At 73.3% G+C, this 21,893-nt stretch carries 17 protein-coding genes; 14 read left to right on the forward strand and 3 right to left on the reverse strand.

Annotated features, from left to right (window positions below):
- On the reverse strand, positions 1–777 hold the full coding sequence (locus ACFTZC_RS10710; protein ID WP_382888438.1) for a PspA/IM30 family protein: 777 nt from the start codon (positions 775–777) through the stop codon (positions 1–3).
- 283 nt (positions 778–1,060) lie between these two features.
- Between ACFTZC_RS10710 and ACFTZC_RS10715 the strand changes: the two genes are divergently transcribed.
- The 4 genes from ACFTZC_RS10715 (at position 1,061) to ACFTZC_RS10730 (ending at position 5,714) form a co-directional block, all read left to right on the forward strand.
- Positions 1,061–1,654: a DUF3043 domain-containing protein gene (locus ACFTZC_RS10715; RefSeq protein WP_365806733.1), complete on the forward strand. Its 594-nt coding sequence runs from the start codon at positions 1,061–1,063 to the stop codon at positions 1,652–1,654.
- A 59-nt stretch (positions 1,655–1,713) separates the two neighbouring features.
- A complete protein-coding gene (locus tag ACFTZC_RS10720; protein ID WP_382888607.1) occupies positions 1,714–2,448 on the forward strand; it encodes a class I SAM-dependent methyltransferase in 735 nt (244 codons plus the stop codon).
- Between the two features lie 222 nt (positions 2,449–2,670).
- The gene (locus ACFTZC_RS10725; RefSeq protein WP_382888608.1) at positions 2,671–4,473 is read left to right on the forward strand and encodes an ABC transporter ATP-binding protein; all 1,803 of its coding nucleotides are present in this window, start codon (positions 2,671–2,673) and stop codon (positions 4,471–4,473) included.
- A 134-nt stretch (positions 4,474–4,607) separates the two neighbouring features.
- Entirely contained in the window at positions 4,608–5,714 is a 1,107-nt protein-coding gene (locus ACFTZC_RS10730) for a S1C family serine protease (protein ID WP_382888439.1), read from the forward strand.
- Between the two features lie 113 nt (positions 5,715–5,827).
- On the opposite strand, the gene ACFTZC_RS10735 is transcribed toward ACFTZC_RS10730, so the two are convergent.
- Positions 5,828–6,037 carry a hypothetical protein gene (locus tag ACFTZC_RS10735; RefSeq protein WP_382888440.1) on the reverse strand — a complete coding sequence of 70 codons (210 nt, stop codon included), beginning with the start codon at positions 6,035–6,037 and terminating at the stop codon, positions 5,828–5,830.
- Between the two features lie 94 nt (positions 6,038–6,131).
- On the opposite strand from ACFTZC_RS10735, the gene ACFTZC_RS10740 reads away from it, so the two are divergent.
- The 4 genes from ACFTZC_RS10740 (at position 6,132) to ACFTZC_RS10755 (ending at position 11,114) form a co-directional block, all read left to right on the forward strand.
- Positions 6,132–7,349: a bifunctional adenosylcobinamide kinase/adenosylcobinamide-phosphate guanylyltransferase gene (locus tag ACFTZC_RS10740; RefSeq protein ID WP_382888441.1), complete on the forward strand. Its 1,218-nt coding sequence runs from the start codon at positions 6,132–6,134 to the stop codon at positions 7,347–7,349.
- A 42-nt stretch (positions 7,350–7,391) separates the two neighbouring features.
- A complete protein-coding gene (gene cobT, locus ACFTZC_RS10745) occupies positions 7,392–8,504 on the forward strand; it encodes a nicotinate-nucleotide--dimethylbenzimidazole phosphoribosyltransferase (RefSeq protein ID WP_382888442.1) in 1,113 nt (370 codons plus the stop codon).
- Between the two features lie 82 nt (positions 8,505–8,586).
- The gene (locus ACFTZC_RS10750; RefSeq protein WP_382888443.1) at positions 8,587–10,416 is read left to right on the forward strand and encodes a phosphatidylglycerol lysyltransferase domain-containing protein; all 1,830 of its coding nucleotides are present in this window, start codon (positions 8,587–8,589) and stop codon (positions 10,414–10,416) included.
- Positions 10,413–11,114, forward strand: a complete 702-nt coding sequence (locus tag ACFTZC_RS10755) for a hypothetical protein (RefSeq protein WP_382888444.1) — start codon at positions 10,413–10,415, stop codon at positions 11,112–11,114. Before ACFTZC_RS10750 ends, ACFTZC_RS10755 begins: the two co-directional genes overlap by 4 nt.
- An 18-nt stretch (positions 11,115–11,132) precedes the next feature.
- Here the strand turns inward: ACFTZC_RS10755 and ACFTZC_RS10760 are convergent, their stop codons facing one another.
- A complete protein-coding gene (locus ACFTZC_RS10760; protein WP_382888445.1) occupies positions 11,133–11,897 on the reverse strand; it encodes a hypothetical protein in 765 nt (254 codons plus the stop codon).
- 154 nt (positions 11,898–12,051) lie between these two features.
- Here ACFTZC_RS10760 and ACFTZC_RS10765 point away from each other — a divergent pair, with 154 nt between their 5' ends.
- From ACFTZC_RS10765 to aceE, 6 genes are all read left to right on the forward strand, one after another.
- On the forward strand, positions 12,052–12,852 hold the full coding sequence (locus ACFTZC_RS10765; RefSeq protein ID WP_382888446.1) for an adenosylcobinamide-GDP ribazoletransferase: 801 nt from the start codon (positions 12,052–12,054) through the stop codon (positions 12,850–12,852).
- Positions 12,853–13,138: 286 nt separating this feature from the next.
- Positions 13,139–14,668 (forward strand): leucyl aminopeptidase, encoded by a 1,530-nt coding sequence (locus ACFTZC_RS10770; RefSeq protein WP_382888448.1) that lies wholly within the window; start codon positions 13,139–13,141, stop codon positions 14,666–14,668.
- A gap of 220 nt (positions 14,669–14,888) precedes the next feature.
- Positions 14,889–16,277, forward strand: a complete 1,389-nt coding sequence (gene lpdA, locus ACFTZC_RS10775) for a dihydrolipoyl dehydrogenase (RefSeq protein ID WP_382888449.1) — start codon at positions 14,889–14,891, stop codon at positions 16,275–16,277.
- Positions 16,278–16,334: 57 nt separating this feature from the next.
- Positions 16,335–18,152: a 2-oxoglutarate dehydrogenase, E2 component, dihydrolipoamide succinyltransferase gene (gene sucB / locus ACFTZC_RS10780; protein WP_382888450.1), complete on the forward strand. Its 1,818-nt coding sequence runs from the start codon at positions 16,335–16,337 to the stop codon at positions 18,150–18,152.
- 157 nt (positions 18,153–18,309) lie between these two features.
- Positions 18,310–18,933: a GntR family transcriptional regulator gene (locus ACFTZC_RS10785; RefSeq protein ID WP_365806751.1), complete on the forward strand. Its 624-nt coding sequence runs from the start codon at positions 18,310–18,312 to the stop codon at positions 18,931–18,933.
- A gap of 229 nt (positions 18,934–19,162) precedes the next feature.
- Positions 19,163–21,844: a pyruvate dehydrogenase (acetyl-transferring), homodimeric type gene (aceE, locus tag ACFTZC_RS10790; RefSeq protein ID WP_382888451.1), complete on the forward strand. Its 2,682-nt coding sequence runs from the start codon at positions 19,163–19,165 to the stop codon at positions 21,842–21,844.
- The last annotated feature ends 49 nt before the right edge of the window (positions 21,845–21,893 follow it).

The following is a 21,893-nucleotide window of genomic DNA, read 5'->3' on the forward strand; positions in this document are numbered from 1 at the left end:
CTACTGCTTGTCGAATTTGTGCTGGCTCGGGGTGGCGTCCTGAGGGTCGGCCGCGCCGCCCTCGATCGCCTGCTTCTGGGCCGAGCCGCCGGCCAGCTCGGCCTTCATGCGCTGCAGCTCCAGCTCCACGTCCGAACCGCCGGAGATGCGGTCCAGCTCCGTCGCGATGTCATCCTTCGCGAGCCCGGAGTGGTCGTCCAGGGCGCCGGAGGCCAGCAGCTCGTCGATGGCACCCGCGCGCGCCTGGAGCTGGGCGGTCTTGTCCTCGGCGCGCTGGATCGCCATGCCGACGTCGCCCATCTCCTCGGAGATGCCGGAGAAGGCCTCGCCGATCCGGGTCTGCGCCTGGGCGGCGGTGTAGGTGGCCTTGATCGTCTCCTTCTTCGTACGGAAGGCGTCGACCTTGGCCTGGAGGCGCTGCGCGGCGAGGGTCAGCTTCTCCTCCTCGCCCTGGAGGGTCTGGTGCTGCGTCTCCAGGTCGCTGACCTGCTGCTGGAGCGAGGCACGGCGGGACAGCGCCTCGCGCGCCAGGTCCTCCCGGCCCAGCGCCAGCGCCTTGCGGCCCTGGTCCTCCAGCTTGCTCGACTGGCCCTGCAACTGGTTGAGCTGCAGCTCCAGGCGCTTGCGGGACGTCGCCACGTCGGCGACGCCGCGACGCACCTTCTGCAGCAGTTCGAGCTGCTTCTGATACGAGTAGTCAAGGGTCTCGCGCGGATCCTCGGCCCGGTCAAGGGCCTTGTTGGCTTTCGCGCGGAAGATCATCCCCATACGCTTCATGACACCGCTCATGGGCTTCGCGCGCCCCCTTCTGACGGACTACAGCTCCAGCACTCCAACAGAACCCACAGTACGGGCCCTGCCTCTATTACCGCACTGTTCCAGCACGGATGCGCTCCTCCCCAAGGACGACTGCTCCGCCCCGCCATCAGGCGCAAGGAGTAGATGACCATCAGGGGACGCGGCACAAAGTCCCGTCTGTCCCAGTACAGACGCACGCCGTTGCGGGATCGTTCCCCGGCGGGGTGGGGTCCAACCGCGACACCCCGTACCCTTGGGCTTTGTGTTCCGAAGCCGCTCGAAGGAAGAGAAGGCCACCGCCACCAAGGTGACGGCGGACCTCTCCACGCCCCGCGACCCGCAGGCCCCCAAGGGCCGCCCGACCCCCAAGCGCAGTGAGGCACAGTCGCAGCGTCGGCGTGCCGTCACCCCACCGACCGACCGCAAGTCGGCCATGAAGCAGCAGCGCGAGGCGCGCCGCGTGGATCTGGCCCGGCAGCGCGAGGCGCTGGCCAACGGTGACGAGCGCTATCTGCCTGTCCGTGACAAGGGGCCGGTGCGCCGCTTCGTCCGCGACTACGTCGACTCGCGCTTCTGCGTCGCCGAGTTCTTCCTGCCGCTCGCGGTGGTGATCCTCGTGCTGAGCATGGTCCGGGTCGGCTCGCTCCAGAACATCGCGCTGCTGCTGTGGCTCGGTGTGATCGTGATGATCGTCGTCGACTCGATCGGCATCTGGCTGCGCCTGAAGAAGCAGCTCGCCGAGCGCTTCCCCGACACCCCCAAGCGCGGCGCCGTGGCCTACGGCCTGATGCGTACGCTCCAGATGCGCCGGCTGCGGCTGCCCAAGCCGCAGGTCAAGCGCGGAGAGCGGCCCTGAGCGCTGAGGTCTCCGGCTTCGCCGGCGGCTCGGCGAGCTGGCTGGCCGGGCTCGGTGGGCTGCGGAACGTGGTCCGTCAGGAGCTGGTCGCGCGCCAGCTCGACGAGCAGATAGCCGGGCGTTTCCCGGTCGGTCAGCGGCTGCGGGTGCTCGACGTCGGCATGGGCCAGGGCACGCAGGCCCTGCGGCTGGCGCGCGGCGGGCACTCCGTGACGGGGCTGGAGTCGGACGCCGGGATGCTGGCCACGGCGCGCGAGGCGCTGGCCACGGAGCCGGCGGGGATACGTGAGCGGGTCAGGCTGATCGAGGGCGACGGCCTGGAGACCGGGGTGCACTTCCTGCCCGGCAGCTTCGACGTCGTCCTCTGCCACGGCGTGCTGATGTACGTGAACGAGCCGGACGCGCTGCTCGCGGGGCTGGCCAGGATGCTGGCGCCGGGCGGCCTGCTGTCGCTGCTGGTACGGAACGGGAACGGCCTGGCCCTGCGGCCCGGCGTGGCCGGGGACTGGGCGGGGGCACTCGACGCCTTCGACGCGGACACGTACACGAACCGGCTGGGCCTGCGGGTACGGGCGGACCGGCTGGAGGCGCTGACGGCGACACTGGCGGGGATCGCCGCCCCGCTGCATGCCTGGTACGGCGTACGGGTCTTCACGGACGGGGCGGCCGACGACGCGCTGCCGCCCCCCGGTGCCGACCTGGAGCGGCTGCTGGCCGCGGAGGACCGGGCGGGGCGCACCGACCCGTACCGCGGGGTGGCGGCGCTGCTGCACCTGTGCGGGGTACGCGGCTGAACGGGGCCCGGCGGCGCACCGGGCCCGGGGCGCCGGATCGCCGGGGTCGCCGACTCCGGTGAACGGAGGCACGCTCCGCTCAGGTGATCGGGCCGCCACGGCGTCCTTACCGGGGTGACCACTGTGAACAGCGCGGGGAAGACCGGCGCGGAACAAGACGACGCGGCGGAAACCCGCCCGGAGAAGGCCCCCGCGGCCCCCGCGGCCCCCGCGGAGAAGGACATCAGGAGCGGCGCGCCCCGGACGCCGCCGCTGCCCGCCCGGGAGACCTGGAGCGCTCTCTACCGGCACTTCCGCCCGTACCGCGGAACCGTCGCCCTCGGCGGCCTCCTCGCGCTGATCGGCGCGGCGAGCGGGCTGGCGCAGCCGCTCGCCGCGCGGGAGCTGGTGGACCGGCTCGGCGGGGACTCCTCGATCACCGGCATCCTGCTGCTCCTCACGGCCCTGGTGCTGTTCGGCACCGCGGTCGAGGCGGTGGGCTCGTACCTTCTGGAGCGGACCGCCGAGTCCGTCGTGCTGGCCGCCCGCCGCACCCTGATCGGGCGGCTGCTGCGGCTGCGGCTGCCCGAGGTGGAGCGGACCCAGCCGGGCGATCTGATGTCCCGGATCACCTCGGACACAACGCTGCTGCGCGCGGTGACGACGCAGTCGATCGTCTCGGCGGCCACCGGCGGTCTGGCGTTCCTCGCGACGATCGCGCTGATGGGCTGGCTGGACCCGGTGCTGCTCGGGGTAACCCTCGGGGTGATCGTGGTGATCGGCAGCGCCGTGGCGCTGGTGATGCCCCGGATCTCGCGGGCGGCGAAGCGCTCCCAGGAGGCCGTCGGCCATATCTCGGCGGTGCTGGAGCGGGCCTTCGGGGCGTTCCGTACGGTCAAGGCGTCGGGCGCGGAGGAGCGGGAGACCGCCGTGGTGGAGGCGGCCGCGCGGGAGGCGTGGCTGCACGGGGTGCGGGCGGCGAAGTGGCAGTCGGTGGCCGGGTCCTCGGTCGGGCTCGCCGTGCAGGTGTCGTTCCTGGCGGTGCTGGGGATCGGCGGGGCGCGGGTGGCCTCGGGGGCCATCTCCGTGTCGACGCTGGTGGCGTTCCTGCTCTTCCTCTTCTATCTGATCGACCCGGTGTCGAAGCTGGTGGGCGCGGTGACGCAGTACCAGGTGGGGTCGGCGGCGGTGGCGCGGCTCGTGGAGGCGGAACAACTGGAGACGGAGCAGCTGGAGACGGAACGGCCGGAGCCGGTGACGCGCGGACCGCGGACCGGGGAGGAGGGGGCGGCAGTGGCCGCCGGGCCCGCCTCCGTGGTCTTCGAGGACGTCACCTTCCGGTACCGCGAGGAGCTGCCGTACATCCACCACGGTGTCTCCTTCGAGGTGCCGGGCCCCGGGATGACCGCCTTCGTCGGCCCGTCCGGCGCGGGCAAGACCACCGTCTTCGGGCTGGTGGAGCGGTTCTACGAGGCGACCGGCGGCCGGGTGCTGGTGGACGGCCGGGACGTACGGGAGTGGCCGCTGCCCGAGCTGCGCGCCGCCATCGGCTATGTCGAGCAGGACGCCCCCGTGCTGGCCGGGACGCTCCGCGAGAACCTGGTCTTCGCCGCACCGGACGCCACCGAGGAGGAGATCCGGGAGGTTCTCGTACGGGCCAGGCTGGACGGGCTCGTCGACCGGCTGCCGGACGGTCTGGAGACGCTGGTCGGCCACCGCGGCTCGAAGCTGTCCGGCGGTGAGCGGCAGCGCGTGGCGATCGCGCGGGCGCTGCTGCGGCGGCCACGGCTGCTGCTCCTGGACGAGGCGACGTCGCAGCTCGACGCGGTCAACGAGCTGGCGCTGCGCGACGTGGTGGCGGAGGCGGCGCGCGAGGTGACGGTGCTGGTGGTGGCGCACCGGCTGTCGACGGTGACGCTCGCGGACCGGATCGTGGTGATGGACGCGGGCCTGGTCCGCGCGGTGGGCACGCACGAGGAGCTGGTGGCGAACGATCCGCTGTACGGGGAGCTGGCGGCGACGCAGTTCCTGGCGGCTTCACGCTGACCGCCGCCGGGGCGGCGGGACCTCCGGCGGGGCCCGGCCGGCTCTTCCGCGAGCCCCTGAGCCGGGCCTGAGCCGGGCCCCTGATCGGCGGCGCAACGCGAGCCGACCCAGGGGGCAAACGGGATAATCCCGGCATGGATGCTTCCCTCCCCTCCCGCCGCCGTCGCCGCCACGCCCACCGGGTGCCGCTGTCCCTGACCGCCGCGCTCTGCATGGTCGCCCTGGCCGGCGGCTGCTCCACACCCGGCACCGCCGCGCCGGTCGCCGCCGAGCGGGCCGCGCACCCCGCCCGGCCCGCGCAGGCCACGCCCGGCTCCGGGGCCGGTCTCCAGGGCGACTACGAGACGGTGATCAGGAACGTCCTGCCGTCGGTCGTGCAGATCGAGGCCGGGAACAGCCTGGGCTCGGGCGTCATCTACGACGGGCAGGGCCACATCGTCACCAACGCCCATGTGATCGGCGGCGGGCGGACGTTGACGGTGACCGTCGCCAACAGCGAGCAGCCGCTGCGCGCCAGGCTGGTCTCCAGCTTCCCCGCGCAGGATCTCGCCGTCATCAAGCTCGACGCGGTCCCGCGCGGGCTGAAGCCCGCGACGTTCGGCGACACGGCGAAGGTGGCGGTCGGCCAGATCGTGCTCGCCATGGGCTCGCCCCTCGGGCTGTCGAGCAGTGTCACCGAGGGCATCGTCTCGGCGGTCGGCCGGACCGTCAGCGAGGGCGGGGCGGGCGGTGGTACGGGGGCCACCATCGCCAACATGGTGCAGACCTCGGCGGCGATCAATCCGGGCAACAGCGGGGGCGCGCTGGTCAATCTGGACAGCGAGGTGATCGGCATCCCCACGCTGGCCGCGACCGATCCGGAGCTGGGCAACGGCGCCGCGCCCGGGATCGGCTTCGCGATCCCCGTGTCGATGGTGCGGACGGTCGCGGACCAGATCATCGAGCACGGCCGGGTCGTCGACTCGGGCCGGGCGGCGCTGGGCATCACGGGGCGTACGGTGGTCGGTCCCGAATTCCAGCCGGCGGGCGTCGCGGTCGTCACGGCGCGCAAGGGCGGCGCGGCGGCGGAGGCGGGGATCAGGGCCGGGGACATCATCATCGCGATCGACCGGACCCGGGTGACGACGATCGCCTCGCTCTCCGAGATCCTCGCGTCGGACAAGCCGGGGCAGCGGGTGAAGGTGACCTTCACCCGGGGCGGCGCGACGAGGACGGTGGAGGCCACGCTGGGCGAGATGTGACGCGGGGCCGTACGCCTGGGGGGCTCCCCCGGACGTACGGCCCCGTGTCCGCGCCGGCCGACGGGCCTACCGCCGTGCGGACTCACGGACGCGCGAACTCACGGACGCGTGGTTCAGCCCGCGTCGGCCTGGAGGCTCATCGGGCCGTATACCTTGGTGCCGTCCTCGAACAGCGACACCTGGTCGGCGCCGCCGTCCAGGAGCTCTCTCCAGACCTCGCCGACCCATGACTCGGCGTCGCCCTGCGTCGTGAACTCCTCCGGCTCCACCGCCGGCGGGACCTCCGTCCCGTCGGTCTTCTCGAACCGCCACATCCACGCCATGTGCGCCTCCCGGCTCCCGCGGAACTGATCGATCTACCTGCCCGCAGCGTAGCCGGGCGCGCACCGTACGCGGTGACGCGGGAGGATCAACCCTGTGGAACTGACTCTGCTCGGCACCGGTGCCCCCACCGGGCTCCCCCGCCCCCACTGCCCCTGCGCGGCGTGCGCCACCGCGCGCGGCCCGTGGGCCCGCGCCGCCACTGCCCTCCTCGTGGACGGTGTACTGCTGCTGGACCTGACCCCGGGGGCCGCGCTCGCCGCGGCCCGCGCCGGGCACTCCCTGGCGGGGGTACGGCAGGTCCTGCTCACCCATCCGCACGACGGCCCCGCGGTGGAGCTGCCCGCCGGGCTGCCGTCGGCCGGGCGGGTCGCGGACGGCCGGGTGCTGACCCTGCTCAGCGGCCACCGGGTGCGGGCGGTGGCGATGGACGCGCCGGGCACCGGGTACGAGGTGACGGGCCCCGGCGGCGAGCGGCTGCTGCATCTCCCGCCGGGCGGGGCGCCGGCCGGGGTGGCCCCCGGGAACGGCCGTACGCGGGCCGCGACCGCCCCGTACGACATGGTCGCCGCCGATGTGATCGGCCGCCCGGACGCGGTGGCGCGGCTGCGCGCGGCGGGCGCGATCGGCCCCGCCACGGATGTCGTCGCCGTCCATCTCGACCACGACGTACCGCCGGGGCCCGAGCTGGTGCGGCGGCTGGCGGCGGCCGGCGCGCGGGCCGTCCCCGACGGGACGACGCTGACGGTGGGCGCGTACCACCCCGTCCCCGAGGTGCCGCGCCGCACGCTGGTGACGGGCGGGGCGCGCTCGGGCAAGTCCTGGGAGGCGGAGCGGCGGCTGGCGGCGTTCCCCGGGGTGCTGTACGTGGCGACGGGCGGCGGCCGCGAGGGCGACACGGAGTGGGAGGAGCGGGTCCGTACCCACCGCGAGCGCCGCCCCGGCTCCTGGCGTACGGCCGAGACCTGCGACCTCGTCCCGCTGCTGGCGGAGGAGGGCCCGCCGCTGCTGATCGACTGCCTGTCGCTGTGGCTGACGGACGCGATGGACCGGGTGAACGCGTGGGACGACGCCGCCTGGTCCTCGGGCGGCGAGAAGGCGCTGCGCGAGCGGACCGGGGAGCTGGTCGCGGCGGTGCGGGCCACGCGGCGCACGGTGGTGGCGGTGACCAACGAGGTGGGCGCGGGGGTGGTCCCGGCCACCCGCTCGGGGCGCCGCTTCCGCGACGAACTGGGCCGGCTGAACGCGGCCGTCGCGGACGAGTGCGAGCAGGTGCTCCTGGTGGTGGCGGGCCAGGCCCTCGCCCTGCGGTGACACCCCGTCGTCGGGCGCGGCGCGGCCCGGTACTGTCGCCGGATGAGTTCGCTTAATCTCGATGACTTCTCCGATCTGATCGAGCGCCCCGACAGCGGCACCCGGCGCGACGCCGAGGAACGCAGGGAGCGGCTGGTCGTGGCACCGGGGGCGCTCGGGCGCCTCGACGAGTTGGGTGAGTGGCTCTCGGCGGCGCAGGGGTCCGTGCCGGTGAGGGCGGTGGAGCAGCCGCGCGTGGTGCTGTTCGCCGGGGATCACGGAGTCGCCGGGCTCGATGTGTCGGGCCGGCCCGCGGGCAGCGCGCACGCGCTGGTGCGCGCGGTGCTGGACGGAGCGAGCCCCGTCGCCGTGCTGGCCCGCCGGGCCGGGGTGTCCGTCCGGGTGGTGGACGCCGGTCTCGACTGCGATCCGGCGCTGCTGCCCGAGGAGGTCGTGCGCCACCGGGTGCGGCGCGGCAGCGGGCGGATCCATGTCGAGGACGCGCTGACCCGGGACGAGGCGGAGCGTGCCGTACGGCTCGGGATGGCGATCGCGGACGAGGAGGCGGATTCGGGGACCGATCTGGTGGTCCTCGGGGATCTCAGCGTGGGCGGTACGACGGTCGCGGCCACCCTGATCGCGGCGCTGTGCGGCACGGACGCGTCGGTGGTGACGGGGCGCGGCGGCGCGGGCATCGACGATCTGGCGTGGATGCGCAAGTGCGCGGCGGTACGGGACGCGCTGCGCCGGGCACGGCCGGTGCTCGGGGACCAGGTGGAGCTGCTGGCGACGGTGGGCGGCGCGGACCTGGCGGCGATGACGGGGTTCCTGCTGCAGTCGGCGGTGCGCCGGATGCCGGTGATCCTGGACGGTGTGGTGTCGGCTGCGTGCGCGCTGGTGGGGCAGCGGGCGGCGTTCCGGGCCCCGGACTGGTGGCTGGCGGGGCAGTTGAGCGGCGAGCCCGCGCAGGCGAAGGCACTGGACCGGATGGCGCTCAACCCGCTGCTCGACCAGGGCGTCACTGTGGGCGAGGGTTCCGGGGCGCTGCTGGCGCTTCCGCTCGTCCAGGCGGCGGCCGCGCTCGCGGCGGAGCTGCCGGAGCGGCCGGAGCCCGAGGCCGCGGAGGAGGCCGGTGACGTCGGTGACGTCGGCGGGGCCGATGTGGTGACCACGTAGGAGCGGGGCATCGGATGCGGCGGCCGGGACGGGCCGCCGCCTCACCCGGCATGCAGCGTGATGCCCCATATGATCGCGTTTCATGGGAGAAGTGCACGTGCTTGCCGAGCGGTCGACCCGGGAGAGCGCCCCGGGTCAGGGGGACAGTAAGGGCCGGGGCACGGTCCTTTCCCGGCGCGCCGCGGCGTACGCCGTCTGGTACCTGCGGACCGTCACCTTCATCAACTTCCTGAGCGCCGTCTGGGTCTCGCTGGGCCAGGATCTGCGGCGGCACAACGTGGACGACTACTTCACGCCCTATCTCCTGACGGCGGGGTTCGCGTCCGGGCTCTTCACGCTGTTCCTGGCGATCACGATGCGCCGCCGCAAGCGCGCCGCGTGGATTCTCAACCTGGTCATCTCGGGCCCCTTCCTGCTGCTGTTCTCGTTCGCGATGACCTTCCCCGAACTGCGTCAGCATGTGCAGAACTGGGTCTCGCTGGGGCTGACTGCGTCGTTCGTCGCGGCGCTGCTGCTGGGGCGGCGGGCGTTCTACGCGAAGGGCGACCGGGCCAATCCGCGGCTGGCCGCGGCGGTGGCGGCGGGCGGGCTGCTGGTGACCTCGCTGGTGGCGGCGGTGCTGGTCACCGTCACGAACACGGCGCACGGCGGCTCGTCGTTCACCGAGCGGTGGCGGTACGGCACGATGCGGCTGGTCTCGCTGGCGGCGGACGAGACGCGGTTCCCGGGGATCGCCACCCCGGGCTGGGTCGACGTGGTCGTCAACGTGCTCTCGACGCTGCTGCTGCTGGCGGTGGTGTACGCGGCGTTCCGGGCGCGGCGCGCGGTGGATCCGCTGACGGTGGACGACGAGGCGCGGCTGCGGGTGCTGCTCGCCCGGCACGGCGAACGGGATTCGCTGGGGTACTTCGCGCTGCGCCGCGAGAAGAGCGTCATGTGGTCCCCGACGGGCAAGGCGGCCGTCGTCTACCGCGTGGTGGGCGGGGTGTCGCTGGCGTCCGGGGATCCCATCGGCGATCCGGAGGCGTGGCCGGGGGCGATCACGCCGTGGCTGGCGCAGGCGCGGGCCCACGGGTGGATCCCGGCGGTGATGGGGGCGGGCGAGGAGGCCGGGACGATCTACGCCCGGCACGGCATGGACGCGCTGGAGCTGGGCGACGAGGCGCTGGTGGAGACCGCCGGGTGGGCGGTCGCGGGGCGTCCGCCGGGGCAGCCGTCCGCGCTCCGGGGGCGGGCGATGCGGACGGTGCGGCAGGCGTACAACCGGGTCGCGCGGGCCGGTTACCGGGTCCGGATCCGGCGTCATGAGGACATCCCCGCCGAGGAGATGGCCGGGCTGCTGCGGCGCGCGGACGACTGGCGCGACGGCGCCACCGAACGGGGATTCTCGATGGCGCTGGGCCGGCTCGGGGATCCGGACGACGGGCGCTGCGTGATGCTCGAATGCCTGGACGGGGAGGGCGAGTTGCGGGCGGTGCTGAGCTTCGTGCCGTGGGGGCCGAACGGGCTCTCGCTCGACCTGATGCGCCGTGACCGGGACGCCGAGAACGGCCTGATGGAGTTCATGGTGATCGAACTCCTCCAGCGCTCCGGCGAGATCGGGATCACCCGGGTCTCACTGAACTTCGCCATGTTCCGGTCCGTCTTCGAGCGGGGCGCGAAGCTGGGCGCCGGGCCGGTGCTGCGGCTGTGGCGTTCGCTGCTCAGCTTCTTCTCCCGGTGGTGGCAGATCGAGTCGCTGTACCGCGCCAACGCCAAGTACCGGCCGGTCTGGGAGCCGCGCTTCATGCTCTTCGAGAAGAGCGCCGACCTGCTGCGCATCGGGCTGGCGGCGGGGCGCGCCGAGGGTTTTCTGGAGGCGCCGGGGCTGCCGGGGTGGCTGCATCGCCGGCGGCTGGAGAGCCGCCGGTGACGGTGGGGGCGAGGGGGACGGCGCTCCGTACGCGGCTGCGCCGGTTCGCCCGGCGGGAGTGGGGGCCGCTGCTGACCACGGTGGGGACCACGCTGTCGAAGCGGGGGGCGCGGGCGGTCCCGATGACGCTGACGGCGGTGGGGCTGACGGCTGTGGCGCAGATCGCGCAGAACCAGCCGTGGGGGTACCGGCCGGTGATGGACCTCGGCGCGGTCCGGGCCGAGGATCCGCTCGGGGCGGCCCTGCTCCGTACACCGCTGTCGCTGTTCGTACCGGCGCTCGACCTGCCGGTGTGGGGCGCGCTGGCGCAGATCCTGCTGGTGTTCGGGGTCGCGGAGATCTGCCTGGGCCGGTGGCGGACGCTGGCGATCGCGTACGTGGCGACGCTGGCCGGGACGCTGTACGCGCGGGTCGGCGTCGCGCTGGGTCCTGAGGCGTTCCTGGGGCTGCCCGCGTCGGACGCGGAGATCGTCGACACGGGCCCTTCGGCGGCGGTGGTGGGGCTCGCGCTGGTGGTGTGCTCGCGCTACCGGGCGCGGTGGACGGCGGGGGCGCTGCTCGTGGCGCTGGTCGGGGAGTGCGCGCTCAAGGACAATCTGGCGGGCCGGGAGCATCTGGCGGCGGCGTCGGCGGTGCTGGTGCTGCTCGCCGTACTGGAGTGGAGACGGCGCGGCGGGCTCCGGCCCCGGGCGAGGTGACGGCCGGGCGGCGCGCCGTCAGCGGGGCGGCCGCTCCGGCCCGGCGGGGGTGTCGGCGGGGCCGCCGATCCAGTCCTGTACGCGGCGGCGCGGGCCCGCCCAGCGCAGGTCGCGGCGGTGGGCGCGCAGTTCCGCCCTCGCCCGTGCCCGGGGGCGGCGGCGGTAGCAGCGGCGGGCGTACGGCGATCCGGGCCGGGCCAGCCGGAGCGCGCCGACGAGCGCGACGAAGGGCACGAGCGTGCCGATGAGGGCCATGCGGAGCTTGCCCTTGAAGAGCGCGATCAGCACGAAGCCGAAGTTGACCAGGATCGTGAGGATCGCGGAGCCGCGGTTCTCCCGCTCGTCGGGGGTGAGGGAGCTGACGTCGAGCGGCGAGAATCCACTCAGGACGAGCAGGGCGAGCGCGGCGGCGAGGATCACCACCTCCACGCTCCGGCGGCCCTGTTCGCTCCAGTAGACGTCGTCGAGGTGGAGGATCAGCGCGAACTCGTCGAGTACGAGCCCCGCGCCGACGCCGAAGACCACGGCGCAGACGCAGGCGGTGACCCCGTGGCGTCCGCTGCCGACGGCGCCGAAGCCGCCGACCACGGTGAGGATCACCCCGGGGACCACATGGTGGATGTGCACCCCGCCCGGCGCGATGTTCCGGAACGGGCCCTTGCCGGCCCGGATGAGCCGGGTGACCGTACGCGTCACCAGGAACGTGAGGACGAACGAGGCGAGAGTGAGCAGCGTGGGGAGCTTGCCGGGATCGGTGATGTTCCGCTGGAACCAGTCCCCCATGCCGGCCACTCCCGCATCACCGATCGCACCCATTGATCACGTATGCGCAATTTAGCGCGTTTCGCCACCCTCGCCGGTGCCCGCCCCGGCCCGGGGCCCGCCTCCGCCCGCCCTGCCCCGGGGCCGCCGCCGGCGCCCGGCTACCCTTCCCGCGATGACCTCCACCGACGCGAACGGCCGCGCCTCGCTCGCCGACGGACTTCGCTTCGCGTTCGGCACCCTCACCGTGTTCCCCGTCCGCGTGGCGCGCTGGGACCGCCCGGCCGCGCGCGCCGGGATGCTGAGCGCCCCGGCCGCCGGGCTCGCCGTGGGCGGCTGCGCCGCGGCGGCCTCGGCGCTGCTGCTGCTCGCGGGCGCCTCACCCCTGTCGGCCGGGGTGGCGGCCGTCGCCGCGCCCGCCGTCCTCACCCGGGGGCTGCACCTCGACGGTCTCGCCGACACCGCGGACGGCCTGGGCAGCGCCCAGCCCGCCGAGGACGCGCTGCGGATCATGAAGCGGTCGGACATCGGCCCGTTCGGGGTGATCACCCTGCTGCTGGTGCTGCTCGCGCAGGTGGCGGCGGTCGCGGAGCTGTACGGCCAGAGCGTGGCCCGGGGCGCGGTGGCGGCCGTGCTGGCCGGGCTCACCGCCCGGCTCGCGCTCACCCTCGGCTGCCGCACGGGCGTCCCGCCGGCCCGGCCCGAGGGGCTCGGCGCCGCGGTGGCCGGCACGGTGCCGGTGCGGGCCGCGTGGTGCGCCGCGCTCCTGGTCACGGGCGTGGCCGCGGCGGCGGGCGGGCTCTTCGGGGCGGCCGGCGCCGTGCGCCACGCGCTGGCGGTGGTGGCCGGGCTCGGTGCGGCGGCGCTGCTGCTGGCGCACTGCGTACGGCGCTTCGGCGGGGTCACCGGCGATGTGTTCGGCGCGCTCGCGGAGACGGCCGCGACGGCGACACTCGTCGCGCTGACGCTCGGCTGACCCCGTACCGCGCGCCCCGGAACGTACGGCGCGCGACCAAGTGACGTACGGCGCGCGACCGTCGTACGGAGCCGGTCCTGCGGGCGTCGTACGGAGCCGGTCCCGCGGGCGTCCCGAAACGTGCCGAACACCCCCACAGACGAGTGAACCGCCGCCGCTGTGAGGCGCGTCCATCACCGAGCGTAGGCTCAATCCCGCCGCGCGGCGGGGACGGGCCGCCGCGGCGGGCACGGCCGGCGCAACCCCCCGGCCGTCGAGAACTCAATGAAAGCGAGATTTCACCACCGTGACTGCTCTCACTCTTAAGCCCGCCGGCGTGGCGACCCTGCGCGTCGACGCGATCGTCGTCGGCATCGCGAAGGGCGCCAAGGGGCCGGTGGCGGCACCGGGCTCCGAGGCCGTGGACACGGCGTTCGACGGGAAGCTCGCCGCCGTCCTGGAGACACTCGGTGCCTCCGGCGGCGAGAGCGAGGTGACCAAGCTGCCCGCGCAGGGCGGTCTGAAGGCCCCGGTCGTCATCGCGGTCGGCCTCGGCCCCGTACCGGACAAGGACGAGACGTACGGCGCCGAGACGCTGCGCCGGGCCGCCGGTGCGGCGGCGCGCGCCCTCTCCGGCGTCAAGAAGGCCGCGTTCGCGCTGCCCGTCGAGTCGGTCGAGGACATCGAGGCGATCGCCGAGGGCGCGCTGCTCGGTGCGTACGCCTTCACCGCGTACCAGGGCGGCGAGAGGAACGCGAAGAAGGGCGAGGGCCCCAAGCAGCCGCTCGGCGAGGTGGTGCTGGTCGGCGCCAAGCCGCGTGACAAGGCCCACAAGCGGGCCGCCGAGCGTGCGATCGCGCTGGCCGAGGAGGTCAACCGCGCCCGTGACCTCGTGAACACCCCGCCGAACGACCTCACGCCCGAGTCCTTCGCCGCCGTGGCCACCGCCGCGGGCAAGGAGAACGGCATCAAGGTCCAGGTCCTGGACGAGAAGGCGCTGGCCAAGGGCGGCTACGGCGGCATCCTCGGCGTCGGCCAGGGCTCGGCCAACCCGCCGCGCCTGGTGAAGCTCGCGTACACGCACCCCGACGCGCAGAAGACGCTCGCGCTCGTCGGCAAGGGCATCACCTACGACTCGGGCGGCATCTCCCTCAAGCCCGCCGGGCACAACGAGACGATGAAGTGCGACATGAGCGGCGCCGCCGCCGTGTTCGCCACGGTCGTCGCCGCGGCGCGCCTCGGCCTGCCGGTCAACATCACCGGGTGGCTGGCGCTGGCCGAGAACATGCCGTCGGGGACGGCGACCCGCCCCGGTGACGTGCTGCGCATGTACAGCGGCAAGACCGTCGAGGTCCTCAACACCGACGCCGAGGGCCGGCTCGTGCTGGCGGACGCGCTGACCCGCGCCTCGGAGGAGAACCCGGACGCGATCGTGGACGTGGCGACGCTGACCGGCGCGATGGTGCTGGCGCTGGGCAACCGCACCTTCGGGATCATGTCGAACGACGACGCGTTCCGCACCTCGCTCCACGAGATCGCCGAGGAGGCGGGCGAGGCCTCCTGGCCGATGCCGCTCCCCGCCGACCTGCGCAAGGGCATGGACTCCCCCACCGCGGACATCGCGAACATGGGCGAGCGGATGGGCGGCGGGCTGGTCGCGGGCCTCTTCCTGAAGGAGTTCGTCGGCGAGGGCATCACCTGGGCCCACCTGGACATCGCGGGCCCGGCCTTCCACGAGGGCGCCCCGTACGGCTACACCCCCAAGGGCGGCACGGGCTCCTCGGTCCGCACGCTGGTGCGGCTGGCGGAGCGCACCGCCGCGGGCGACCTGGGCTGATCCCGGGGGCGCCCCGGGCGGTGGCGGGCGGGGGTCGTGGTGCGGGCGGGGTGTCCGTTCGCACCGTGACCCCCGACCCCGTCGGGCCGCGCACCGTGCAAAGATGGGTAATCGGCAGGACAGGGCCCCCACCACAGGGCCGAAGACATAGCGGCCGAAGACCAGCCGCCGCCCGGTCGATGTGAGACCGCGCCCGGCGCACATGCATGGAGGACGTGACGTGGCGAACGACGCCAGCACCGTTTTCGACCTAGTGATCCTCGGCGGCGGTAGCGGCGGTTACGCCGCGGCGCTGCGCGGAGCGCAGCTGGGCCTGGACGTCGCACTGATCGAGAAGAACAAGCTGGGCGGCACCTGCCTGCACAACGGCTGCATCCCCACGAAGGCCCTGCTGCACGCCGGCGAGATCGCCGACCAGGCCCGCGAGAGCGAGCAGTTCGGCATCAAGGCCACCTTCGAGGGTGTCGACATCGCCGGGGTCCACAAGTACAAGGACGACGTGATCGCGGGCCTGTACAAGGGGCTCCAGGGGCTGGTCGCCTCCCGCAAGGTGACGTACATCGAGGGCGAGGGCCGGCTCTCGTCGCCCACCTCCGTCGACGTGAACGGTCAGCGCGTCCAGGGCCGCCACGTCCTCCTCGCGACCGGTTCCGTACCGAAGTCGCTGCCGGGCCTGGTGATCGACGGCGACCGGATCATCTCCTCCGACCACGCGCTGACGCTGAACCGCGTCCCGGAGTCCGCGATCATCCTGGGCGGCGGCGTCATCGGCGTCGAGTTCGCCTCCGCGTGGAAGTCCTTCGGCACGGACGTCACGGTCATCGAGGGCCTGAAGCACCTGGTCCCGGTCGAGGACGAGAACAGCTCGAAGCTGCTGGAGCGCGCGTTCCGCAAGCGCGGGATCAAGTTCAACCTCGGTACGTTCTTCGACAAGGCGGAGTACACCGACACGGGCGTCCGTGTCACGCTCGCCGACGGCAAGACCTTCGAGGCGGAGGTGCTGCTGGTCGCGATCGGCCGCGGCCCGGTCTCGCAGGGGCTCGGTTACGAGGAGCAGGGCGTCGCGATCGACCGCGGCTATGTCGTGGTCGACGAGTACATGCGCACGAACGTCGAGACGATCTCGGCCGTCGGCGACCTGGTCCCGACCCTCCAGCTCGCGCACGTGGGCTTCGCCGAGGGCATCCTCGTCGCCGAGCGGCTGGCCGGTCTCCAGACCGTTCCGATCGACTACGACGGCGTGCCGCGGGTGACGTACTGCCACCCCGAGGTCGCCTCCGTCGGCATCACCGAGGCCAAGGCCAAGGAGATCTACGGCGCGGACAAGGTCGTCGCCCTCAAGTACAGCCTCGCGGGCAACGGAAAGAGCAAGATCCTCAAGACCTCCGGTGAGATCAAGCTCGTCCAGGTCAAGGACGGTGCCGTGGTCGGTGTCCACATGGTCGGTGACCGTATGGGCGAGCAGGTCGGCGAGGCTCAGCTCATCTACAACTGGGAGGCTCTGCCGGCCGAGGTCGCGCAGCTCATCCACGCGCACCCCACCCAGAGCGAGGCGCTCGGCGAGGCCCACCTGGCCCTGGCCGGCAAGCCGCTGCACTCCCACGACTGATGGTTCAGTCCGGGCGCGACGACCACTTCCGTACATTCGATAGGAGCAACTGAAACCATGTCGGTTTCCGTAACCCTGCCGGCGCTCGGCGAGAGCGTCACCGAGGGCACTGTCACCCGCTGGCTGAAGGCCGAGGGCGAGCGAGTCGAGGCCGACGAGCCGCTGCTGGAGGTCTCGACCGACAAGGTCGACACCGAGATCCCGGCGCCGGTCGCCGGTGTCGTGGCGTCCATCAAGGTCGCCGAGGACGAGACCGTCGAGGTCGGCGCCGAGCTCGCCATCATCGACGACGGCACGGGCGGCCAGGCGGCGGCCCAGCCGACCGAGGCCGCTCCGGCCCCCGCCGCGGCTCCGGCTCCGGCCGCCCCGGCCCCCGCCGCCGAGGCCCCGGCACCGGCCGCACCGGCCGCCGAGCCCGCGCCCGCCGCGCCCGCCGCCCCGGCCGGTGGCGCCTCCGGCACCGATGTCACGCTGCCCGCGCTGGGCGAGTCGGTCACCGAGGGCACCGTCACCCGGTGGCTGAAGGAGGTCGGCGAGGAGGTCGCGGAGGACGAGCCGCTGCTGGAGGTCTCCACCGACAAGGTCGACACCGAGATCCCCGCCCCGGTCGCCGGTGTGCTGCTGGAGATCGTGGTCGGCGAGGACGAGACCGCGGAGGTCGGCGCGAAGCTGGCCGTCATCGGCGCCCCGGGCGCGGCCCCGGCCGCCCCCGCCGCCGCTGCCCCGGCGGCCCCGGCCGCGGCTCCGGCTCCGGCGGCTCCCGCGCCGGCTCCGGCCGCTCCGGCCCCGGCCGCTCCGGCGCCGGCCCCGGCCGCCCCCGTACAGGAGGCCCCGAAGGCTCCGGCGCCCGCGCCGGCCGCCCCCGCCGCTCCGGCTCCGGCCGCTCCGGCTCCGGTCACCCCCGCCGCCCCGGCCGCCCCCGCGGGCGACGACGCCGGCGCGTACGTCACGCCGCTGGTCCGCAAGCTCGCCGCGGAGAACGCGGTCGACCTGGCGTCCGTCAAGGGCACCGGCGTCGGCGGCCGGATCCGCAAGCAGGACGTCATCACCGCCGCCGAAGCGGCCGCCGCCGCCAAGGCCGCCGCTGCAGCCCCGGCTCCGGCCGCCGCCGCCCCGGCGGCGTCCAGGGCGCCGAAGCTGGAGGCGTCCCCGCTGCGCGGTCAGACCGTCAAGATGACCCGCATGCGCAAGGTCATCGGCGACAACATGGTGAAGGCGCTGCACACGCAGGCCCAGCTCACCAGCGTGGTCGAGGTCGATGTCACGAAGCTGATGCGGCTGCGCGCGCAGGCGAAGGACTCCTTCGCCGCCCGCGAGGGCGTCAAGCTCTCCCCGATGCCGTTCTACGTCAAGGCGGCGGCCCAGGCGCTGAAGGCCCACCCGGTCATCAACGCCCGGATCAACGAGGACGAGGGCACGATCACGTACTTCGACTCGGAGAACATCGGTATCGCGGTGGACTCCGAGAAGGGTCTGATGACCCCGGTCATCAAGGGCGCGGGCGACCTGAACATCGCCGGCATCTCCAAGAAGACCGCGGAACTGGCGGCGGCCGTCCGGGCCAGCAAGATCACACCGGACGACCTGGCCGGTGCCACGTTCACCATCAGCAACACGGGCTCGCGCGGCGCGCTCTTCGACACGGTCATCGTGCCGCCGACCCAGGTCGCCATCCTGGGCATCGGCGCCACCGTCAAGCGCCCGGTGGTCATCAACCACCCGGACCTCGGCGAGACCATCGCGGTGCGCGACATGACGTACCTCGCGCTCTCCTACGACCACCGCCTGGTGGACGGCGCCGACGCCGCCCGCTACCTGACGGCGGTCAAGGCGATCCTCGAAGCCGGCGAGTTCGAGGTGGAGCTCGGCCTGTAAGAGGTGGAGCACCGGCCTGGGACGACCGCGGGAGCGTCGCAGGCATCCCCCGTACGGCAATGGCGCCCCCGCCCGGAGAAAAGTCCGGGCGGGGGCGCTGTCGTTCGGTGCGTACCGCCGTATTGTCCAGACATCTTCCCGGCCCGAGGAGCCCTTCATGAGTCCGCCTGTCGTCCACTCGCTGCGCGAACAGATCCGCGAGCACATCGTGGAGGGGATCGTCAGCGGTCGCTGGAAGCCGGGCGAGCGGATCGTCGAGCGCCGGATCGCGACGGAGCTGCAGGTCAGCCAGACGCCCGTACGCGAGGCGCTGCGCGAGCTGGAGTCCCTGCGGCTGATCGAGTCGGCGCCCAACAAGGGCGTACGGGTCCGGAACCTGACCGCGGCCGACCTGGAGGAGAGCTATCCCGTACGGGCCGGTCTGGAGCAGATCGCCGCGGAGCTGGCCGCCGAGCGGCTGGCCGTGGACTGTTCCGCGCTGGAGCCGCACGTGACGGCGCTGTACGCGGCGGACCGGGCGGCCGACGGGACCGCGCAGGTACGGCACACGGTGGGCTTCCACCGGGAGCTGGTGCGGGCGGCCGGTAACGCTGTGCTGCTGCACACCTGGGAGGGGCTCGGCATCGAGGTCTTCACCGCGCTGTCGATCCGCTGGCTGGGCACGGTGCAGAAGTCGTACGCCGAGGAGCATCAGGAGCTGGTCGAAGCGTTCCGCAGACGGGACCCGGGCATCGGCTCACTGGTGAAGGACCATGTGCTCGGATGCGCGCCGCGCGCCTGACTCGCCCCCTTCTGCCCCACTTCTGTCATGAATTACCGTCCGTCACTCCGTGCCCTATCGTGCGGCACGGGATGCCAATTTCTTGAGATCGAGAAGTTTTGCCGTTCAACCCTTTGATCGATCATCGATCAGCGTTTTACAGTCGACGACGGGCTGCACCCAGCCCAGCGTCCTGTCCTGCCAGACATGACCACTTCTCCACCCCCCTCCTGTCCGGAAGGCGGCGATGATGCCCGACCCCGTAGGCAAGCTTCCGAGCGAGCTGGACCAGCTCCCGGACCGTGACACCGAGGAGACCGCCGAATGGGCGGCCTCCCTGGACGCCGTCACCGAACACGCGGGCCCGCACCGCGCCGCGTACCTGATGCGGCGCACCCTCCAGCACGCGGGGACCGCCGGGGTCCCGGTGCCCGAGCTGCTGGAGAGCGACTATGTGAACACCATCCCCACCGACGCCGAGCCCGCGTTCGACGGCGACCTGGAGATGGAGTCCCGGATCACCGCCTGGAACCGCTGGAACGCGGCGGCGATGGTCACCCGCGGCGCCCGGTACGGCGTCGGCGGGCACATCGCCACCTTCGCGTCCGCCGCGTGGCTGTACGAGACGGGGTTCAACCACTTCTTCCGCGGCAAGGAGGGTGACGGTTCGGGCGACCAGCTCTACGTCCAGGGCCACGCCTCCCCCGGCATCTACGCCCGCGCCTTCCTCGACGGCCGGCTCACCGAGACGGACCTGGACCACTTCCGCCAGGAGGCGGGCGGCCAGGGCCTCCCCTCGTACCCGCACCCGCGGCGGCTGCCGTGGCTGTGGGAGTTCCCCACCGTCTCCATGGGCCTCGGCCCGCTCTCCGCGATCTACCAGGCGCGGTTCAACCGCTACCTGACCAACCGCGGCATCAAGGACACCTCCGCCTCGCACGTCTGGGCGTTCCTCGGCGACGGCGAGATGGACGAGCCCGAGTCGACGGCGGCCCTCGCCCTCGCGGCGCGGGAGCGGCTCGACAACCTGACCTTCGTCATCAACTGCAACCTCCAGCGCCTCGACGGCCCGGTCCGCGCGAACTTCCGGGTCGTGCAGGAGCTGGAGGCCCAGTTCCGCGGCGCCGGCTGGAACGTCGTCAAGACGCTGTGGGGCTCCGCCTGGGACGAGCTGTTCGCGCTGGACACCACGGGCGCGCTGGTACGCCGGCTGCGCCAGGTGCCGGACGCCCAGTTCCAGACGTACGCCACGCGGGACGTCGCGTACATCCGTGAGCACTTCTTCGGCGCCGAGCCGGCCCTCGTCGAGCTGGCGAAGCTGCTGACCGACGCGAAGATCGCCGAGTGTTTCTTCACCTCGCGCGGTGGCCACGAGGCCCGCAAGGTGTACGCGGCGTACCGGGCGGCGCTGGCCCACGAGGGCGCGCCGACCGTGATCCTCGCGCAGACGGTGAAGGGCTACACGCTCGGCGCCGGCTTCGAGTCGCGCAACGCCAACCACCAGATGAAGAAGCTCTCCGGCGAGCAGTTCCGCACCATGCGCGACCTGCTGGAGCTGCCGATCCCGGACGCGAAACTCGACGACAGCCTGGTGCCGTACGGCCACCCCGGCGCGGACTCCCCCGAGGTGCGCTACCTCCAGGAGCGGCGCGCGGCGCTCGGCGGCCCCGCCCCGGCCCGCCGGGTGCACGCGGTGGCGCTGCCCCAGCCGTCCGAGAAGCCGTTCCAGGCCGTCGCCAAGGGCTCGGGCAAGCAGTCCGTGGCGACGACGATGGCGTTCGTCCGGCTGATGAAGGACCTGATGCGGGACAAGGAGACCGGCAAGCGCTGGGTCCCGATCGTCCCCGACGAGGCCCGCACCTTCGGCATGGAGGCGCTGTTCCCGTCGGCCGGCATCTACTCGCCGCTGGGCCAGACGTACGACCCGGTCGACCGCGACCAGATCATGTACTACAAGGAGGCCAAGGACGGCCAGATCCTCAACGAGGGGATCACCGAGGCCGGTTCGATGGCCGACTTCATCGCCGCCGCGACGTCGTACGCGACGCACGGCGAGACGATGATCCCGTTCTACATCTTCTACTCGATGTTCGGCTGGCAGCGCACGGGCGACCAGATGTGGCAGCTCGCCGACCAGCTCGGCAAGGGCTTCATCGTCGGCGCCACCGCGGGCCGGACGACGCTGACGGGCGAGGGGCTCCAGCACGCGGACGGCCACTCGCACCTCATCGCGGCCACCAACCCGGCGTCGCTCAACTACGACCCGGCGTTCGCGTACGAGGTCGCGGTGATCGTCAAGGAGGGTCTGCGGCGGATGTACGGCGAGCCCGTGCCCGGCGAGGACCAGGATGTCTTCTACTACCTGACGGTCTACAACGAGCCGATGCCGCAGCCCGCGATGCCCGAGGGCGTCGAGGAGGGCATCGTCAAGGGCCTGTACCGCTTCAAGGAGGGCGTCCCGGCTGCGGCCGACGCACCGGCGATCCAGCTCCTGGCGTCCGGTACGGCGATCCACTGGGCCCTGGAGGCACAGGAACTGCTCGCCGCCGACTGGGGCGTGACGGCCGACGTCTGGTCCGCCACCTCCTGGAGCGAGCTGCGCAGGGACGCGCTGGAGGCCGACGAGGCCCTGCTGCGCGGCGAGGAGAAGGTGCCGTACGTGACCCGCGCGCTGGCGGGCGCCCCGGGCCCGGTGCTCGCGGTCAGCGACTGGATGCGGCAGGTGCCGGACCAGATCAGCCAGTGGGTGGAGCAGGACTACAGCTCGCTCGGCACGGACGGCTTCGGGCTCTCGGACACCCGCGAGGCGGCGCGCCGCCACTTCGGGGTGGACGCGCGGTCGATCGTGGTCGCGGCGCTGGCGCAGCTCGCGCGGCGCGGCGAGGTCAAGCCGGAGCGGATCGCGGAGGCGCGGGAGCGCTACGGCCTCTGACGGCCGTTGCACGGGCCGGCGTTCCACGGACCGCCGGCCCGTCAGATCC

Origin of the sequence: Streptomyces sp. NPDC056987 (assembly GCF_042673865.1) — a bacterium.
In the GTDB taxonomy this organism is placed as follows: domain Bacteria; phylum Actinomycetota; class Actinomycetes; order Streptomycetales; family Streptomycetaceae; genus Streptomyces.

Excerpts from the sequence above, each read along its gene's own strand:
- ACFTZC_RS10710 (WP_382888438.1), bottom strand. The coding sequence starts at position 777 with ATGAAGCGTATGGGGATGATCTTCCGCGCGAAAGCCAACAAGGCCCTT.
- ACFTZC_RS10730 (WP_382888439.1), top strand. The coding sequence starts at position 4,608 with ATGGATGCTTCCCTCCCCTCCCGCCGCCGTCGCCGCCACGCCCACCGG.
- ACFTZC_RS10735 (WP_382888440.1), bottom strand. The coding sequence starts at position 6,037 with ATGGCGTGGATGTGGCGGTTCGAGAAGACCGACGGGACGGAGGTCCCG.
- cobT (WP_382888442.1), top strand. The coding sequence starts at position 7,392 with ATGAGTTCGCTTAATCTCGATGACTTCTCCGATCTGATCGAGCGCCCC.
- ACFTZC_RS10750 (WP_382888443.1), top strand. The coding sequence starts at position 8,587 with ATGGGAGAAGTGCACGTGCTTGCCGAGCGGTCGACCCGGGAGAGCGCC.
- ACFTZC_RS10760 (WP_382888445.1), bottom strand. The coding sequence starts at position 11,897 with ATGGGGGACTGGTTCCAGCGGAACATCACCGATCCCGGCAAGCTCCCC.
- ACFTZC_RS10765 (WP_382888446.1), top strand. The coding sequence starts at position 12,052 with ATGACCTCCACCGACGCGAACGGCCGCGCCTCGCTCGCCGACGGACTT.
- sucB (WP_382888450.1), top strand. The coding sequence starts at position 16,335 with ATGTCGGTTTCCGTAACCCTGCCGGCGCTCGGCGAGAGCGTCACCGAG.
- ACFTZC_RS10785 (WP_365806751.1), top strand. The coding sequence starts at position 18,310 with ATGAGTCCGCCTGTCGTCCACTCGCTGCGCGAACAGATCCGCGAGCAC.
- aceE (WP_382888451.1), top strand. The coding sequence starts at position 19,163 with ATGCCCGACCCCGTAGGCAAGCTTCCGAGCGAGCTGGACCAGCTCCCG.